The following is a 16,316-nucleotide window of genomic DNA, read 5'->3' as shown; positions in this document are numbered from 1 at the left end:
CCCCTCATGCTCGAACTCGCCTTGACGGCGAGAGCGTGAGACCCGTGGGGATTGGAATTGCACCGGGCTCGGAAGGCCTTGATCGGTCTCCCCGCGGCGCGGCTGTCGCCTAGCATGCGTTCCGAGGGGGCGCAAGGCAACGTTAGGGCCATGGTTGAGCGCGTCAGCGGCATGGCGAACCGCCGCGCCGGATCACGACGGACCCTGCGCGGCGTTCGTCGCGCCCGGTCAGATCCAGCCCTGCAATTCCCGGCGCACTACGTTCTCGATCACCCGCATGCCGAGGTCGGAGTCGTTGAGGCAGGGAATGAAGGCGTATTTCTCGCCGCCGTTCTCCTCGAAATAGTGGCGGTTCTCGCCGTCGAGTTCCTCCAGCGTCTCCAGGCAGTCGGCGGTGAAGCCCGGCGCCACGATCGCCATGCGCTTCACGCCGGACTTGGCCAGCGCCTGCACGGTCTCGTCGGTATAGGGCTTGAGCCATTCCTCGTTGCCGAAGCGCGACTGGAAGGTCACCCGCATCCGCTCGGGCGAATAGCCCATCGCTTCCCGGATCAGCCGGCCGGTCTTGAGGCACTGGCAATGGTAGGGGTCGCCCTTGAGCAGGTAGCTCTTGGGCACGCCGTGGAACGAGGTGAGGATCACCTCCGGCTCGAAATCGAGCTTGGCCAGCCCCTCGCGGATCGATTGGGCCATGGCTTCGATATAGACCGGATCGTCGTGGTAGGGCGGGGAGACCCGTACGGTCGGCTGCCAGCGCATTTGCATCAGCGCCTTGAAGGCCTGATCGCAGGCGGTCGCCGAGGTCGCCGCTGCGTATTGCGGATAGAGCGGCACCAGCAGGATGCGGTCGCAGCCCTGGTCGAGCAGCGCCTGGATGCGCAGGGACACCTCCGGCTTGCCGTAGCGCATCGCCCAATCGACCACGACGGAATCGCCCATCGCCGCCTGGAGCTTCTCGCACTGGCCGCGGGTGATCGTCTTGAGCGGACCCTCGTCGCGCTCGTTGTTCCAGATGCTGGCGTAGTCGCGCCCCTTCGGCCCCGGCCGCTTGGTCAGGATGATGAGATTGAGCAACGGCCACCAGATCAGCCGCGGCACCTCGATCACCCGGCGGTCGGAGAGGAACTCCTTGAGATAGCGGCGCATCGGCCAGTAGCTCGTGCCCTCGGGAGTGCCGAGATTCATCAAGAGCACGCCGACGCGGCCGGTCCGCACCGCCGGGTGGTCGGGCGGCAGGGCGGTGGGCGCAACCGGCACGGGATCGCGCAAGAGGGTTTGAGGTTCGACGCGTTCGTTCATCGGGTTTCCGGTCACGGGCTCCCCGCCTCCCTCAATGCGGCAAGCGATCCGGTTGTGCGGACCGGCCGTTCGATCTAGAGCAGGCGGCTTTTCAAGGCCAAGACTCTCCGGAAAGAGAAGTCTCTCGCCGAAGAGCTTGGTCCGTATCTTGGCAAACCCTTTGCCCGAAATCGCTCCGGAGGCCAGCGCGACATGCCGTCCCCCCGCTACTTCCTGAAGCACTTCGTGCCGTTCACCGGCTATCCCTACGAGGGGGCGCCGGCCGCGTGCAACCTGTGCGGATGCCGCGACGCCGTCACCGTGGCCGAGACCGACCGGCGGCTCAAGACGCTGCGCTCGATCGCCTGCACGCAATGCGGCCTGATCCGCACCGACCCGATGCCGACGCCGGACGAGCTGGCCGAATATTATTCGACCGCCTACCGCGCTGATTACCAGCTCGCCTTCGCGGGCGGGCCGCCGCGTCACCACCTGAACCGCTCGGCCCGCGAGGCGACGTTCCGCGCCGACCTGCTGGCGCCGAAGCTTAAAGCCGGCGCGCAGCTGCTCGATTTCGGCTCAGGCTCGGGCGAGTTCCTGGCGGAGGCCAAACGGCGCGGCTGCGAGGTGATCGGCGTCGAGCCCGGCCGCGACTACGCGACCTTTGCCCGGACGCATCACGGCGTCGAGGTGCTCGACGAGGCCGAGGACCCGAACCGCTTCCCCACCGGCCATTTCGACGTGATCTCCACGCACCACGTGCTCGAGCACCTGCGCAACCCGGCCGAGACGATGGAGCGGCTGGCCGGCTGGCTGAAGCCCGACGGTATCCTCTACGCGGCGGTGCCGAACATGGCCGCCACCGGCAAGCCGCCGCACGAGCGCTTCCACTTCGCCCACGTCCACGGCTACGTGCGCGAGACCTTCGATCTCCTGGCCCGCCGCGCCGGCCTCGTGCCGCATACCGAGTACTGGCGCGAGGACACCACGGTGGTCTACCGCAAGACCGATGCGCCCGCCGTGCCGCTGACGAATCCCGGCCTCGCCGACCGGCTCGCTGTTGATCTGAAGCCGATGTCGGCGGGGCTCTACTTCGCCTCGGGTGCCTGGATCTGGCCGGCGCTGCGGCGCAACGCCAAGGCGGTGCGGGACGGGATGGCCAAGGACGGGCTCACCAAGCGCTGAGCCGGTGATGCGCCCGAGCCGCCGCGAGACCGTCGCCGGGCTCGGCGCCGGTCTCCTCGCAGCCGGCACCGGTGCAGCGCTCGCCGGCACGCCGACCTTCACCCTGCTCCTCGTCAACGACATCTACGCGATGGACGAGGCGGAGGGGCGCGGCGGCTTTGCCCGGCTCAACGCGGTGGTGAAGGCCGAGCGCGCCCGCGGCGTGCCGCTGCTCTACGCCCATGCCGGCGACAGCTTCTCGCCTTCGCTGATGTCCGGCTTCGACCGGGGCGCGCATATCGTCGAACTTCTGAACTTGGCGCCGCCCGACGTGTTCGTGCCGGGCAACCACGAGTTCGATTTCGGCCCCGCGGTGTTCGCCGAGCGCCGGAGGGAGGCCCGCTTCCCGTTCCTGGCCGCCAACCTGCGCGGGTCCGAGGGCGAAAAGCTGCCCGGCATCGAGGATACGCGGCTGATCGAACTCGGCGGCGTCCGCCTCGGCCTCGTCGGCATCGCCCTGCAGGCGACGCCGGAAAAGTCGCAATCCGGCAACCTGCGCTTCGGCCCCGAGATCGAGACCCTGGCGCGCGAGGCGGACGCCCTGCGCAAGGCGGGTGCTCAGATGATCGTCGGGATCGCCCACACCGCGCGAGTGACCGACGACGCGATCGTGCGGGCGCGCCTCGTCGATATCCTGCTTTCGGGCCACGACCACGACCTCGTCGTGCGCGACGACGGGCAGGCGGTGATGGTCGAGTCGAGCCACGACGCGCATTACGTCACCGCGGTCGATGTCTTCGTCACGGGGACAGGCGACGGGCCCGTGCGCTGGCGTGCCGCCTTCCGCATCCACGACACCGCCGATGTGACGCCCGATCCGGAAACGCTCGCCGTCGTGCGCCGGCTCGGGGGCGAGCTATCGCGGGAACTCGACGTCGTGATCGGCACGACGCAGGGCGCGCTCGACAGCCGGATCGCCTCGGTGCGGGTGCGGGAGGCGAGCTTCGGCGATCTCGTCGCCGACGCGGTGCGGGCGGGCACCGGCGCCGAGATCGGCCTGATGAACGGCGGCGGCATCCGCGGCGACCGGCTCTACCCGGCCGGCACGGTGCTCACCCGGCGCGACATCCTCAGCGAACTCCCCTTCGGCAACACCACCGTGCTCGTGGCGATCGACGGGGCGACCCTGCGCGAGGCCCTGGAGAACGGGTTTCGCGATCTCGGCCGCGCCTCGGGCCGGTTCCTGCAACTCTCCGGAATGGTGGTGACGCTCGACCCGAATGCGCCGCCCGGCCGACGCGTCGTGGCCGCGATGGTCGACGGCGCACCCCTCGACGACGCCCGCACCTACCGCGTGGCGGCCAACGACTTCATGCTGCGCGGCGGCAACGATTACGGGATGCTGGCCAAGGGCCGCGTCCTGATCGGCGGCACCGACGGCAGGCTCCTCGCCAACGAGGTGATGGCCTATATCCGCGCCCGCGCGCCGCTGCCGGCCGAAACCGGCGGGCGGATTCGGGTGCTCTGAACCCGATCGCCCGGCCCTGCCCGCCCGCTCGTCGTCATCGCGGGGCGAGCCGAAGCGATCGAGGATCGCGGTTCGTCCGGAACGGTCGCGCCGCTGGATGGCTTCGGCTGAAGCCTTTCCCTAACGATGAGCGGAATTTTCCATGGCCGACCTCTTCACGGCAAACGGGATGACCGAAGCTCGCGTGACCGGGCCCGTCGAAGCGGCGCTCGAAGCGTTCCGCGCCAGCGGCTCCCCCTGGCTCGACCTGCCCTTCTTCAAGGAAGGCGCGGCGGACCGGGTCGCGCAAAAGGTCGATGCGCGCGTCGCGGCCGGGGCGACGGTGTTGCCGGAACCCGCCGCGATCTTCCGGGCCCTGACGCTGACGCCCCTTCCCGCGGTGAAGGCGGTGATCCTCGGCCAGGACCCTTATCCGACACCGGGCGACGCCAACGGGCTCGCCTTCTCCTATGTCGGCGGACGCCGCCTGCCGGCCTCGCTCAAGGTGATCCTGGCGGAACTCGCCCCCGAGGGCGCCAAGCCCGACCTCTCCACCGGCGACCTGACACCCTGGGCGGAGCGCGGCGTGCTGCTCCTCAACTCGGCGCTCACCGTGGAAGCGGGCAAGTCCGGTGCGCATCTGCGGCTCGGTTGGGCGCAGCTCACCGACGAGGCGGTGAAAGCCGTCTCGGCCCGCGACGCGCCGGCGGTGTTCCTGCTCTGGGGCGCCCAGGCCCGCGCCCGCGAGGCGCTGATCGACACGCGCCACCACGGCATCATCGCCTCGGGCCACCCCTCCCCGCTCAACCGCGCCCGCGACTTTCCGGGCTCGCGGCCGTTCGACCGGGCGAATGCGTGGCTCGAAGCGCAGGGCCGCGCGCCGATCGACTGGCGGCTGGGTGGGAATTGATATGACTGCGGTCCCCGGCCCCGTCAGGCGTCCGGTCCATGCCTGCGAACCGGTCTGAGGATCCGAGGCGAAGCCCGATCTTCGGAAGGGGCCGCGAGGTTCCTGCAGTCGGCGATCGTCGCCTTCGCCGTGTCGATGGCGATCGAGACCGCGGCCATCGTCCGGTCGTTCGGCTCCCGTTCCCGGGCATAGCGCACCGCCTCCGTGGCGAGCCGGTCGACCTCGACATTGAGCGCCTCGATGGCGGCCGGATCGGTCAGCGCGCGTGCCTGCTCGGTCACCTCCAGCAAGCGGTCGATGATCTCGTCGATCCGCTCGCGGCGCAGGCTGGACAGGCGCTGGCGCAGCCAGGCCAGTGCCGAGAACAGGCCGCCGGCCAGGGCGCCCAGCAGATAGAGCGTGTCGCCGTAGCGATCGACGAAGCCGTGCTGCTCGCGCTCGTAGTAGTCGATCGCGCCGGGATGGATCGGAATGCGTGCGCTCGTCGCTGCCGCCGTCGTGTCGTAGGCCGGTGCCTGCACGTACTCTGCGGCATCCGTCTTCACGGCTGCGGCGGTGCGCTTCTCGAACAGCTGCTGTGTGACATCGGCCGCGATGACACGACCGAGGGAAGCGCGCGCCATCAGCCGGTAGGAGGCCCCCACGGTCTTCACGTCATCGGACGGCAGCTTCGGGTCACCCGCGAACAGGCCGCCGGGGATCGTCACCGCCTGGAGCCGCGGGAAGCGCTCGAGGATCGCCCCGTCATCCTCGACCGCCACGAACTCGACCTTGCCGTTGCGGGCGACCGAGCGCACGGCGCCGACCAGGGCCAGCGCCTTCGGGGCCGAGGACGCGATGATGCTGACGAAGGCGTCGATGCGCTTGTCCCTGAAGGCAGCGGCGACGGCGTCCTGGTCGATCCGGACGAGATGGACCGTGCCCTCGCGCACCGGCCCGCCGGCTGGCTGCGTGTCGAGGGCAAGGCCGTGATAGCCGAGGATGTTGTTCAGGAGGGAGAAGTCGGCATCGCGGTGTGCGGCGATACCGAGCCGCTTTCCGGCGAGCTTCGGGAAGCTCTTGATACCGGATTGGGAGGGCGAGGCGATGATCATCGCCTGGTCCCGCAGGATGGCGAGCGTCAGCCCGTTGGTCGGCAAGAGCACGTCGGGCCGGACCACCGCGAGATCGGCTCGCCCGTCCTGCAAGGCGGCGGCGCTCTCGCGCACATCATCGAACGACACGATCTTCAGGCGGATGTTCTCGTGGCCCGTATCGAGAGCGTCGGCGTAGGCCTTGATGAGTTCCGGCTCGGTGCCGTCACGGGGCGCGACCGCGATTGTGAGCACAGTCGCTTGCAGCAGGTACCAAGCGATACCGAGGCTGGCCCCGATCGCCAGGGTCGCGGCCAGGAGCAGCGTCTCACGGCGCATCAGCCAAGCTGGAACGGCAGGCATGGACGTCGCGCCTTGCGGAAGGAAACGAAAAGCTGCGCCGTCAATTCTCGAGACCGCGAGAAGTGCCACTACGGCGCACCCCAGAGGCAAAAGTCTGGAAGACCGGACGTCCGATCCGCATGCCGGTCGCTCGAAGCCCGACGTGGCGAGAAGAAAATGCGATCACGCGGCCCCTCGGGCGAGCCGGCAAGACGATCGATCAGGGGGGTAGGTCGCCCAAAAAGAAACCGCCCCCGGCCGGACGGCGCGGGGGCGGTTCTGATCGTCCGGAGTGGAAACGCTATCAGGCGGCGATCTTGGTCGCGGTGACAGCGATGTTCTCGTTGGCCAGCCTGACAGCGGCAGCCGGAGTGCGGCCGGGGGCCCGGAGGCTGGTCATTTCGCCGGCGGAGGCATGCGCGCCGCCCTCGGAACCGAAACGCTCGGCCAGCATCACGACGAAGATCACGTTGGCGATGGCAGCGGCGAGAACGACGAGGGCGATCATGGCGGGCAGGTCCGTTGCTGCGTTGCGATAAAGCCTATATCGCACCGCATTCTGGATTCTGGTATACCAGATACCTAAGCTCCGACATGCGGCCGACGCATAACTGCACGCCGGCCTGCTGCTCCTCATGCCCTCAGGGCTTTTTGGTTTCACCCCCGGCAGGAGCGGCGCTGCTGCCGGCGCGCTCGACCTTGGCCGCCTCGCGCAGCTTCACGATCGTGTCCTGCTGCGCCTTGCGGGTGAGGTACTGGTCGATCTGCTCCTTCATCTCGTCGAAGGTCGGCACCGGCTTCGTCCGCTTCTCCTCGACGCGCAGCACATGCCAGCCGAACTGGGTCTTCACCGGATCGGAGATCTGGCCCGGCGTCATCTTGAAAGCGGCGTCGGCAAACGGCTTCACCATCCGCTCCTGGGTGAACCAGCCGAGATCGCCGCCCTCGGTCTTGGAGCCGGGGTCCTTCGAGACCTCGCCCGCGATCTTGGCGAAATCCTCGCCGCCCTTGATGCGCGCGGCGATCTTCTTCGCCTCGTCCTCGCTCTCGACGAGGATGTGGCGGGCCCGCACCTCCTCCTCGGGCTTCATCGACTTCACGGTCTGTTCGTAGAGCGCCTTGGCGGCCTCGGGCGTCACCGCCTTCTTGGCCTCGCGCTCGAGGTAGTCGTCGAGCAGGAGCTTGTCGCGGAAGTAGGCGAGCTTGCGCTTGAACTCCGGCGATTCGCCGACCTTGGCGGCTTCGGCCGCCTGCGCGCCGACCTTGAGATCGACCATGTAATCGACGAGCAGGTTCTGCTTGGCCCCCTCATCGACGCCCGGCAGCGACAGCGCCGGATCCTCGCCCGCGATCGCGAGGTCGGCCGCCGTGACCGGCTGGCCGTTGACCCGCGCCACCACCGTCTCCGGCGGGACCGCCGCCGAGACGGGAGCGGGCGCGCTGGGCGTCTTCTGGCCCGCAGGCGCTGGCTGGGCCGCCGGCGCTTGCGCGAGGGCGGCGCCCGGCAGGGTGAGCATCAGCGCGAGGGCGCTCGCGCGCCGGAGGGAGAACGGAATCGGCATCGGAAGCGTCGTTCCTTGGGCGTCGTCCCCGCCGGGCCGGTCTGTACGCCGTCCGGCTTCGTCCCGCGGGGCTCGTCGGGAATGCGGCAGGTGCCGCGAAGCGCGACACAGGTGGAACCTCTTCCGGGCAAAGGCAAGCGTGGCCGTGATCGTCGCGAGGTCTCGTGACCGCGGGTCGATGAGGCTGTCGCACGAAGAGCGATGGCACCGCCTGTCGGGGGCGAAAAGTACCGCGCGGAGCGGGCTTTTCAGAAATTTGGATCCTGAGCGGAGCGAGAGCTTGAGCCCGCGGCGGCGGGCGCCGACGATGAAGGCCGGCCAAAAAGCCGGACCGGGCGACCTCTTGACTGTCCGGTCCGGCACTACCGGATGCGCCTGCGGATATTTACCTCTATAAGCCCGCCCAACGCAGGCCGGCGGCGCGAAAAATGCCGCTCGCGACGACCTCACGACCGCAGGTTCACGATGCTCGGTGCCCTCGCCAAGAAGATTTTCGGCTCGTCCAACGACCGCCGCGTCAAGGGTTTTCGCCCACGCGTCGCGGCCATCAACGCGCTCGAACCGGAAATCAGCGTTCTCTCCGACGAGCAGCTGCGCGCCCGCACGCAGGAGTTCCGTGACCAGCTCGCCGCCGGCACCCGCCTCGACGACCTCTTGGTGCCCGCCTTCGCCACCGTGCGCGAGGCGGCCAAGCGCGTGCTCGGCCAGCGCCACTTCGACGTGCAGATGATCGGCGGCATGGTGCTGCACGAGTCCGGCATCTCGGAGATGAAGACCGGCGAGGGCAAGACCCTGGTGGCGACGCTGCCGGTCTACCTCAACGCGCTCGAGGGCAAGGGCGTCCACGTCATCACCGTCAACGACTACCTCGCCTCGCGCGACGCGGAGTGGATGGGCCGGGTCTACCGCTTCCTCGGGCTCACCGTCGGCACCATCGTGCACGGGCTCGACGACGGGCAGCGCAAGGAAGCGTATACCTGCGACATCACCTACGGCACCAACAACGAGTTCGGCTTCGACTATCTTCGCGACAACATGAAGTACGAGCTCTCGCAGATGACGCAGCGGGGGCACCACTTCGCCATCGTCGACGAGGTCGATTCGATCCTCATCGACGAGGCGCGCACGCCGCTCATCATCTCCGGCCCGGTGGACGACCGCTCGGAACTCTACGTCGCCGTTGATACGGTGATGCCGCGCCTGACGCCTGAGCATTACGACCTCGACGAGAAGCAGCGGCAGGTCTCGCTCACCGAGGCCGGCAACGAGTTCATCGAGGAGGAGCTGCGCGCCGAGGGCATCCTCAAGGAGGGCGACCTCTACGACGCGCACAACGTCACCATCGTCCACCACGTGAACCAGGCGTTGCGCGCCCACACCCTGTTCACCCTGGACAAGGACTACATCGTCAAGAACGACGAGGTCGTCATCATCGACGAGTTCACCGGCCGCATGATGCAGGGCCGGCGCTACTCGGAAGGCCTGCACCAGGCGCTGGAAGCCAAGGAGCGGGTGACGATCCAGCCCGAGAACCAGACGCTCGCCTCGATCACCTTTCAGAACTACTTCCGCCTCTACAAGAAGCTCGCCGGCATGACCGGCACCGCCTCGACCGAGGCCGACGAGTTCGCCGAGATCTACAAGCTCGACGTGGTCGACATCCCGACCAACAAGGAGGTCGAGCGCGTCGACGAGGACGACGAGGTCTACCGCACCGTCGAGGAGAAGTACGAGGCGATCATCAAGGAGATCGACAAGGCGCATGCCCGCCACCAGCCGATCCTGGTCGGCACCGGCTCGATCGAGAAATCGGAGCTGATCGGCGAACTGCTGAAGAAGGCCGGCTACACCCTGCTCGACTATTCCGACCCGAACGCTCTGACCGACGTCTACAAGGCCGCCCGCGAGAACCGGGTGACCAAGCGCTTCGCCGTGCTCAACGCCCGCTTCCACGAGCAGGAAGCCTACATCGTGGCCGAGGCCGGCGTGCCGGGCGCGATCACCATCGCCACCAACATGGCCGGTCGCGGCACCGACATCAAACTCGGCGGCAACCTCGAGATGCGCATCGAGAAGGAGCTCGGCGGCATGGCGGAGGGGCCTGAGCGCGACGCGGCGATCGCAGCGCTGAAGGCCGAGATCGCCGAGAACCGCACCAAGGTGCTGGCGTCGGGCGAGAAGGCTGACCCGGAAGCGGGCCGGAAGAAGGATCTGCCGGGCGGGCTCTACATCATCGGCACCGAGCGCCACGAATCCCGGCGCATCGACAACCAGCTGCGCGGCCGCTCCGGCCGCCAGGGCGATCCGGGCCGCTCGAAATTCTACCTGTCCCTCAAGGACGACCTGATGCGGATCTTCGGCTCCGACCGCATGGACGGGATGCTGCAGCGGCTCGGCCTGGAGCAGGGCGAGGCGATCATCCACCCCTGGATCAACAAGGCGATCGAGAAGGCGCAGCAGAAGGTCGAAGCGCGCAACTTCGACATGCGCAAGAACGTGCTCAAGTACGACAACGTGATGAACGACCAGCGCAAGGTCGTGTTCGAGCAGCGCCGCGACCTGATGGGCCAGGACAGCGTGCGCGAGACCGTGGACGAGATGCGCCACGGCGTGATCGACGACTTCGTCGCCGTGCACATCCCCGAGAACGCCTATGCCGAGCAGTGGGACGCGGAGGGGCTGAAGCACCGCGCCCTCGACGTGCTCGGCCTCGACCTGCCGGTGGAGGAGTGGGTCCGGGAAGAGGGCATCGCCGACGAGGAGATCCGCGAGCGCCTGCGCAAGGCTTCCGACGAATCCTACGCCGCCCGCGTCGAGCGCAACGGCGTGGAGGTGATGACCTATGTCGAGAAGCAGGTGGTGCTGCAGGTGCTCGACCACCTCTGGCGCGAGCACCTCGTCACCCTCGACCACCTGCGGCAGGTGATCGGCTGGCGCGGCTTCGCTCAGCGCGACCCGCTCAACGAGTACAAGTCCGAGGCGTTCGAGCTGTTCAACGGCCTCGTCACGGCCCTGCGCGAGCAGGTGACCGCCCAGCTCTCGCATGTCGAGATCATGCAGCAGCAGCCGGAGGGCTTCACCGACGGCGGGTTCGAGAGCGCTGGCTTCAGCGAACCGCAATTGCCGCCGATGTTCCCCGAGCACCGCGACCCGGTGACCGGCGAGAACGAGTTCGCCTTCGCCGGCTCGGGCAGCGACGGCGGGGCGGGCGGCGCCTACGGCTTTGCCGCACGCGAACTCTCGACGGACGCCGCCGTGCTGGAGCGCAAGCCCGACGACGCCTCCACCTGGGGCCGGGTCGGCCGCAACGAACCCTGCCCCTGCGGCTCGGGCAAGAAGTACAAGCACTGCCACGGCCGCTTCGCTACCGAGGCGTGAGCCTGCGGTGAGCGGCGCGCTCGTCTACGGGCTGGAGCCGGATCTCGACGCGGAGACCTTTTGGGGTGTCCTCGTCGAATCCGGGCTCGAGCCCTGGCGACCGGACGAAGATCTCGAACGACTCCGGCGGATTCTGAAGGGTTCCGACCTGATCGTCACCGCCCGGCTCGGCGGGCGCCTCGTCGGCGTGGCGCGCACGCTGACCGATTTCGCCTTCTGCGCCTATCTCGCCACCCTCGCGGTTGCCCGCGACTGCCAGGGCCTCGGCATCGGCCGCCGGCTGATTGCGGAAACGCGGGCGGCGGCCGGCCCCGAGGTCTCGCTGCTGCTCACGGCCGCGCCGGGGATCGAGGGCTATTACGAGGCCCTCGGCATGCCGCGCGTGCCGCACGCCTTCCGCACCGACCGGGAGCGGTGACGGGTCAGGGCGCCTCGGCCGCCAACGCCTCCAGTACCGCGTGGGCTGCTGCGATGCGCGCTCGTATGGGAAACGCGCGGTTGGCTAGCATGACGAGGCCGATGCGTTTGGCCGGTACGAAGGCGACGTAGGCGCCAAAACCGTTGGTCGAGCCGGTCTTGTTGAACAGCGTCGCCCCCGTCGGCACCTGTGGCGGATCGAGCGGCGCGGCAGGTTGCGCCTCGAACCGCACCGGATCGGCGTTGCCGGCCTGAAGGCGCTCCAGCGGGATCGGAAAGGGCAACTGCTCCCAGCCGAGCCCCTGCACCATCGCATCGGTCCGGACATAGCCGACATGGGTGCCTTGAACCGCCTGCCGCATCGGCGGGTCGAGGCGGCCGGGATCGATGTTGGCCTCGACGAAGCGGATCATGTCGGCGGCGCTGGATTTGACGCCGTAGGCCTCCCCGTCGAGGACGCCCGGATTGACCCGGATCGGCGTGCCGTCCCGGCCGTAACCCCAGGCGTAGTGCTCGCTCTTGGCGGCGGGCACGCGGATGAAGCTGTGCGTCAGGCCGAGCCCCGGAAACAGCCGGGTTTCCACCAGGCCGGCGAAGTCGCCACCCATGGAAGCGGCGGCGGCGGCTCCGAACAGGCCGAGACTGGGATTGGAATAGAGCCTCTGCGTTCCGGGCGGCGCGGAGGGTTGCCACCGGCGAAAGTAGGCGATCATCGCCGCCTCGTCGGTGACGCTGTCGGGAAATTGCAGCGGCAGGCCGCCCGCGCTGTAGGTGCCGAGGTCGAGCAGGCTGATCCGGTCGAGCGCGCTGCCCCGCAGCGACGGCAGGAACCGGCTCGGCGCATCGTCGAGCGAGAGCCGGCCGAGCCCCTGCGCGTAGGAAACGAGCGTCGCCGTGAAGGTCTTGCTGACCGAGCCGATCTCGAACAGCGTGTCGCGCGTCACCGGCCGCTGCCGCTCCCGGTCGGCGAGCCCGAAGGTGAAGACGGTGGAATGCCCCTCGCGGGTGACGGCGACGGCGAGGCCGGGCACGTCGTACGCCTTCAGGAGCGGGCGATAGGCCTGCTCGACCGCGGCGGCGACCCGCGCGGACGGATCGTCGGCCAGGGCAGATGTCGGGAGATGCGATAAGCAGCTCAGGACGAGGGCGGCCAGCGCGCGCTTTCGCATTGCGGAGATGGCGCATTTCCTTCTTGGCGAGAGCATCATCCCGAAAGGTGGTTGCCGGCTTTCGGAAAAAGATGATGCAAGAACAAGAGCCTAGAGCATCGTCCTGGGTCCGGTTCCAGGACGACGCGAAGGCGAGCGAGGCGAATGGCGGTTATGACGTGTGAGGAAAGCGCCGAAAGCGCGGCAGGTGCGGAGGCCGCCGTCCCGCTGGTGCGGAGCCTGCGCCTCACGCTCGATGCGCCTCGGACCGGCGTGACGCAGGCCGTTCTGGCGCTCGCGAGCGCGCCGCTCGATTGGCTCGACGCTCATCGCGGCGGCTTCCTTCACCCGGACGAAGCCGCGCTGCTCACCGACCGGCTCCATGCCCGCCGCCGCCACGGTCTCTTGATCGGGCGCTACGCGGCGAAATGCGCCCTCGCCGCGCTCAAGCCCGACCTCGACCCGCGGGATCTGGCGATCCGGCCCGGCGTGCTGGAGCAGCCGGTTCTGTCCGGCGCCGGGGTCGAAAACCTCGGCATCAGCCTGTCCCATGCCGGCCCGGTCGCCGTGGCGGTGGTGTTTCCCGAGGCCTGCCCGATGGGGATCGATCTGGAGCGGATTCAGCCGGCCAACGTCGCGCTGCTGACGCGCCAGACCACGGCGGTCGAGCGCCGCCACCTCGCCGCCCGGCTCGACGCGCCGGAGGCCGAGCGGTTGACCCGGCTGTGGTGCCTGAAGGAGGCACTGTCCAAGGCACTGCGCTGCGGTCTCACCGTGCCGCTCGAACTCCTCGCCGTCGGCAGCGTCGTGGCGGAGCCGCCGGGGCTCGGCGTCACCTTCGCCAATTTCGCGCAGTACCGGGGCCTGAGCCTCGGGGCGGGGGATCTCGCCGCCGCCCTCGTTCTGCCGCGCCCTCCGGCGGTGGCGCTTGCGGTCGAAGCGGCGGCCTGGGAGGATCTGCGGGCGGGTTTGGCTGAAGCCGCGACGCGGTGGCGGGCCGAAGAGCGCGCGGCCGAGGCTGAGGACGCCGCAAAGACCCCGCGCGGCGATCGCGAAAGGACCGGAGACCGATGACATCTTGGCGCCCACCGCAAGCGATCCGCGTCAAGGTGATCGGTCTGGCGTGGCGAGGGGACGCGCTGCTGGCGGTCGAAGTCCTCGACGATCGCGGCCGGATCAAGGGCCTGCGCCCGCCCGGCGGCAGCGTCGCCTTCGGCGAGACCCGCGAACAGGCCCTGGACCGGGAATTTCGGGAGGAGCTGGGCTGCGGCGTGGCGATCACGAGCCCCTGGACGGTGTTCGAGAACATCTACCGCCACGAAGGTGCGCTCGGCCACGAGATCGTGTTTTCCGCCGACATCCGCCTTCACGATGCAGCCCTCTACGACCGCGACGTGATCCGCTTCAGCGAGGATGACGGCACGGCCTGCACCGCGCGCTGGTGCCGGCCGGATGCCCTTCCGGACGGCGCCGCCCTCTTCCCCGACGGCCTTGCGGCCGCGCTGGAGCACCGTCGCGAACGGTGAGGACCGGTGTTCGGGACGATGCTCCGGCCTTTCTGTGATGCTTACCCTCGCCCGCCCGTCAGGTTGTGGCTGAGGAAGAAGTCGAGCATCGCGCGGGAGGCGTCCGGCCCGTTCGGGTCGGTGTAGCTGCCTGCCGAACTGCCGCCGCACCACGCGTGGCCCGCGCCCTGCACCGACCATGCCTCGACCTGCACCCGGCCGGCCTCGTCGGCGTAGCGGGTGCGGGTGTAGCTGTGACGGCCGTTGCTGCCTCCCTCCTGCCGCGGCGTCAGGGCGTCGATGCCGGCCTGCGCCAGCACCGCGTCGGCGTTGCGCGGATGGACGGTGCCGTCACCCTCGCCGTGGAAGACGATGGTCGGCACCCGCAGGTTCTGCGTCACCGCGCCGGCGCCGAAGCCGGCCGCACCGCCGGGCTCGGCCGCACCGGGCGCGCCGACGCGCATCGCCGAGAGCGCCGAGGGCAGGTCGCGGGCGCAGCCCGCGGCAAGGCCCGAATGCACGCCGAGGCCCGCGAACAGGTCGGGATAGGCCCGGGCGATGTTGGCCGCCGCCGCCCCGCCCGCCGAGAGCCCGGCGATGTAGATGCGGGAGCGATCGATCGAATGCTCGGCGCAAATCGCGCGGACGAGGCCCGCAACGATGCCGGCCTCGCCCATCTCCCGGCCCTGATCGCCGGGCTCGAACCAGTTCCAGCACTTCTGCGCGTTGGCCCGGCTCGTCTGGCGGGGATAGGCGACGTAGACCCCCTCCTCCTCGGCGAGCGTGTTCATGCGCGTTCCCGCCGCGAAATCCTCCGGCGACTGGCTGCAGCCGTGCAGCATCACGAGCAGCGGACGGGGTCCGTTCCGCGGGCTCGGGATGAACAGCTTGTAGTCCCGCGCCCCGGCGGCATTGGAGAAGCTGCGCTCGACGAACTGGCCGCCCTCCGACGCGACCCCGGCGGGTTCGGTACCGTTGGGTCTGGGCGCCTCCTGGCCACCGCCCGTCAGCCCATTCAGCGACGGCACCAGCGAGCGCAGGCCCTGCATCACATGGTCGATGTTCTCGCGAAGCCGTTCGGGGATCAGCGTCGCGTGATCCGTAGGCTGAGCCGCACCCACCTCCGGATCGAGCCGGGTCGCCGACCCTTCGAGCCGCGGCGTCCCGTTCGGGGCGGGCGACGCATCGGTCGGCCGCACCCCCTCGGCGGAGAGGTTCGCACCGCCGAGGCTGCGCTGGATGAGGGCGGTCGCCTCACCGAGCCGTCCGGCCTGGGTCAGGCGGGTGGCCTCGGCGATATCCGTGAAGAAGGCGTTGTGACGTTCGGTCATGCGGGTCTCGCTTTCCGGGTCGGCGACGAGCGCGCGCGAGCGCAGCGGGTCACGAGGGGGATTTTCCGAGGGTCAGGGCAGGCGGTCGGCCAGCACCCGCTTCACGGCGGGGCTCGCCTGGAGGCTGCCGAGCACTTCGATCGATGCGATCGCGGCGCTGGCGAGGTCGGCGGGAACGTCGTCGGCGATGACGGCGAGGCCGAGGACGCGGATGTCGAGCCGGGTCCCCGCCGCCTGCGCCGCTTCCAGTTCGGCCCGGCCGTAGCGGCGCAGACCGACTTCGATCGGTTTGCGGGCCACCGATTGGCGGGTGATGTCGGCGTGCCGCTCGATCTGGTTGCGGACCGCCGTGCGGATGAAGTCGCTGCGGTTGGCGTAGACGCCCTCCGACACGAGGAGATCGACATGCCCGAGATCGACGAAGCCGAGATTGACCGTGATCTTCTCATGGTCGCCGGGTTTGGCCCCGAGTCTCACGGCGATCGGGGCATCCGGCCGCCGCTCCTGAATCACGTCCATCATCGCGCGACATCCCTGCGCCAGCCACCAGGATGGTATGGAAAGGCTTATGCTGCACCGCAAGATGAAGTTTTTTGCATTGCAGCAAGATGGGACGAGGGGATGGGAGAGGCGCCACTTGCGCCTAGCCGGTCGAAGGACGGGCCATTCGACACCAAAGACTGCGCGCCGAGAAAGACTTA

At 69.1% G+C, this 16,316-nt stretch carries 14 protein-coding genes; 7 read left to right on the top strand and 7 right to left on the bottom strand.

Going from position 1 to position 16,316, the window contains the following annotated elements; genetic code table 11:
* Positions 1–228 precede the first annotated feature (228 nt).
* Entirely contained in the window at positions 229–1,299 is a 1,071-nt protein-coding gene (gene hemH / locus J2W78_RS21255; RefSeq protein ID WP_253373580.1) for a ferrochelatase, read from the bottom strand.
* Between the two features lie 192 nt (positions 1,300–1,491).
* Between hemH and J2W78_RS21250 the strand changes: the two genes are divergently transcribed.
* The 3 genes from J2W78_RS21250 (at position 1,492) to J2W78_RS21240 (ending at position 4,859) form a co-directional block, all read left to right on the top strand.
* Entirely contained in the window at positions 1,492–2,463 is a 972-nt protein-coding gene (locus J2W78_RS21250; protein WP_253373579.1) for a class I SAM-dependent methyltransferase, read from the top strand.
* A gap of 7 nt (positions 2,464–2,470) precedes the next feature.
* Positions 2,471–3,970: a bifunctional metallophosphatase/5'-nucleotidase gene (locus tag J2W78_RS21245; protein ID WP_253373578.1), complete on the top strand. Its 1,500-nt coding sequence runs from the start codon at positions 2,471–2,473 to the stop codon at positions 3,968–3,970.
* A gap of 184 nt (positions 3,971–4,154) precedes the next feature.
* Positions 4,155–4,859: a uracil-DNA glycosylase gene (locus J2W78_RS21240; RefSeq protein ID WP_253374109.1), complete on the top strand. Its 705-nt coding sequence runs from the start codon at positions 4,155–4,157 to the stop codon at positions 4,857–4,859.
* A 23-nt stretch (positions 4,860–4,882) separates the two neighbouring features.
* Here the strand turns inward: J2W78_RS21240 and J2W78_RS21235 are convergent, their stop codons facing one another.
* The 3 genes from J2W78_RS21235 to J2W78_RS21225 form a co-directional block, all read right to left on the bottom strand.
* Positions 4,883–6,295 carry a TAXI family TRAP transporter solute-binding subunit gene (locus J2W78_RS21235; protein ID WP_253373577.1) on the bottom strand — a complete coding sequence of 471 codons (1,413 nt, stop codon included), beginning with the start codon at positions 6,293–6,295 and terminating at the stop codon, positions 4,883–4,885.
* A gap of 283 nt (positions 6,296–6,578) precedes the next feature.
* Entirely contained in the window at positions 6,579–6,782 is a 204-nt protein-coding gene (locus tag J2W78_RS21230) for a hypothetical protein (RefSeq protein ID WP_253373576.1), read from the bottom strand.
* Between the two features lie 133 nt (positions 6,783–6,915).
* Positions 6,916–7,836, bottom strand: coding sequence for a peptidylprolyl isomerase (locus J2W78_RS21225; RefSeq protein WP_253373575.1), 921 nt, complete (start codon positions 7,834–7,836; stop codon positions 6,916–6,918).
* 465 nt (positions 7,837–8,301) lie between these two features.
* On the opposite strand from J2W78_RS21225, the gene secA reads away from it, so the two are divergent.
* On the top strand, positions 8,302–11,214 hold the full coding sequence (gene secA, locus J2W78_RS21220; protein ID WP_253373574.1) for a preprotein translocase subunit SecA: 2,913 nt from the start codon (positions 8,302–8,304) through the stop codon (positions 11,212–11,214).
* Positions 11,215–11,221: 7 nt separating this feature from the next.
* Complete coding sequence (locus tag J2W78_RS21215) at positions 11,222–11,632, top strand: GNAT family N-acetyltransferase (RefSeq protein WP_253373573.1); 411 nt, start codon at positions 11,222–11,224, stop codon at positions 11,630–11,632.
* A 4-nt stretch (positions 11,633–11,636) separates the two neighbouring features.
* Here J2W78_RS21215 and ampC read toward each other — a convergent pair whose 3' ends face one another.
* Entirely contained in the window at positions 11,637–12,800 is a 1,164-nt protein-coding gene (gene ampC / locus J2W78_RS21210; RefSeq protein ID WP_253373572.1) for a class C beta-lactamase, read from the bottom strand.
* A gap of 153 nt (positions 12,801–12,953) precedes the next feature.
* Here ampC and J2W78_RS21205 point away from each other — a divergent pair, with 153 nt between their 5' ends.
* Positions 12,954–13,853 (top strand): 4'-phosphopantetheinyl transferase family protein, encoded by a 900-nt coding sequence (locus tag J2W78_RS21205; RefSeq protein ID WP_253373571.1) that lies wholly within the window; start codon positions 12,954–12,956, stop codon positions 13,851–13,853.
* The gene (locus J2W78_RS21200; RefSeq protein WP_253373570.1) at positions 13,850–14,305 is read left to right on the top strand and encodes an NUDIX hydrolase; all 456 of its coding nucleotides are present in this window, start codon (positions 13,850–13,852) and stop codon (positions 14,303–14,305) included. The genes J2W78_RS21205 and J2W78_RS21200 overlap by 4 nt, the downstream gene beginning before the upstream one ends.
* Before the next feature lie 41 nt (positions 14,306–14,346).
* On the opposite strand, the gene J2W78_RS21195 is transcribed toward J2W78_RS21200, so the two are convergent.
* Both J2W78_RS21195 and J2W78_RS21190 read right to left on the bottom strand, forming a co-directional pair.
* Positions 14,347–15,615, bottom strand: a complete 1,269-nt coding sequence (locus tag J2W78_RS21195; protein WP_253373569.1) for an extracellular catalytic domain type 1 short-chain-length polyhydroxyalkanoate depolymerase — start codon at positions 15,613–15,615, stop codon at positions 14,347–14,349.
* A gap of 72 nt (positions 15,616–15,687) precedes the next feature.
* Complete coding sequence (locus tag J2W78_RS21190; RefSeq protein WP_253373568.1) at positions 15,688–16,137, bottom strand: CopG family transcriptional regulator; 450 nt, start codon at positions 16,135–16,137, stop codon at positions 15,688–15,690.
* Positions 16,138–16,316 lie beyond the last annotated feature (179 nt).

Origin of the sequence: Methylorubrum extorquens (assembly GCF_024169925.1) — a bacterium.
In the GTDB taxonomy this organism is placed as follows: domain Bacteria; phylum Pseudomonadota; class Alphaproteobacteria; order Rhizobiales; family Beijerinckiaceae; genus Methylobacterium; species Methylobacterium extorquens_A.
This window is presented reverse-complemented; position numbering and strand designations above follow the sequence as displayed.

Excerpts from the sequence above, each read along its gene's own strand:
- hemH (WP_253373580.1), bottom strand. The coding sequence starts at position 1,299 with ATGAACGAACGCGTCGAACCTCAAACCCTCTTGCGCGATCCCGTGCCG.
- J2W78_RS21250 (WP_253373579.1), top strand. The coding sequence starts at position 1,492 with ATGCCGTCCCCCCGCTACTTCCTGAAGCACTTCGTGCCGTTCACCGGC.
- J2W78_RS21245 (WP_253373578.1), top strand. The coding sequence starts at position 2,471 with ATGCGCCCGAGCCGCCGCGAGACCGTCGCCGGGCTCGGCGCCGGTCTC.
- J2W78_RS21235 (WP_253373577.1), bottom strand. The coding sequence starts at position 6,295 with ATGCCTGCCGTTCCAGCTTGGCTGATGCGCCGTGAGACGCTGCTCCTG.
- J2W78_RS21230 (WP_253373576.1), bottom strand. The coding sequence starts at position 6,782 with ATGATCGCCCTCGTCGTTCTCGCCGCTGCCATCGCCAACGTGATCTTC.
- J2W78_RS21225 (WP_253373575.1), bottom strand. The coding sequence starts at position 7,836 with ATGCCGATTCCGTTCTCCCTCCGGCGCGCGAGCGCCCTCGCGCTGATG.
- secA (WP_253373574.1), top strand. The coding sequence starts at position 8,302 with ATGCTCGGTGCCCTCGCCAAGAAGATTTTCGGCTCGTCCAACGACCGC.
- ampC (WP_253373572.1), bottom strand. The coding sequence starts at position 12,800 with ATGCGAAAGCGCGCGCTGGCCGCCCTCGTCCTGAGCTGCTTATCGCAT.
- J2W78_RS21205 (WP_253373571.1), top strand. The coding sequence starts at position 12,954 with ATGACGTGTGAGGAAAGCGCCGAAAGCGCGGCAGGTGCGGAGGCCGCC.
- J2W78_RS21200 (WP_253373570.1), top strand. The coding sequence starts at position 13,850 with ATGACATCTTGGCGCCCACCGCAAGCGATCCGCGTCAAGGTGATCGGT.
- J2W78_RS21195 (WP_253373569.1), bottom strand. The coding sequence starts at position 15,615 with ATGACCGAACGTCACAACGCCTTCTTCACGGATATCGCCGAGGCCACC.
- J2W78_RS21190 (WP_253373568.1), bottom strand. The coding sequence starts at position 16,137 with ATGATGGACGTGATTCAGGAGCGGCGGCCGGATGCCCCGATCGCCGTG.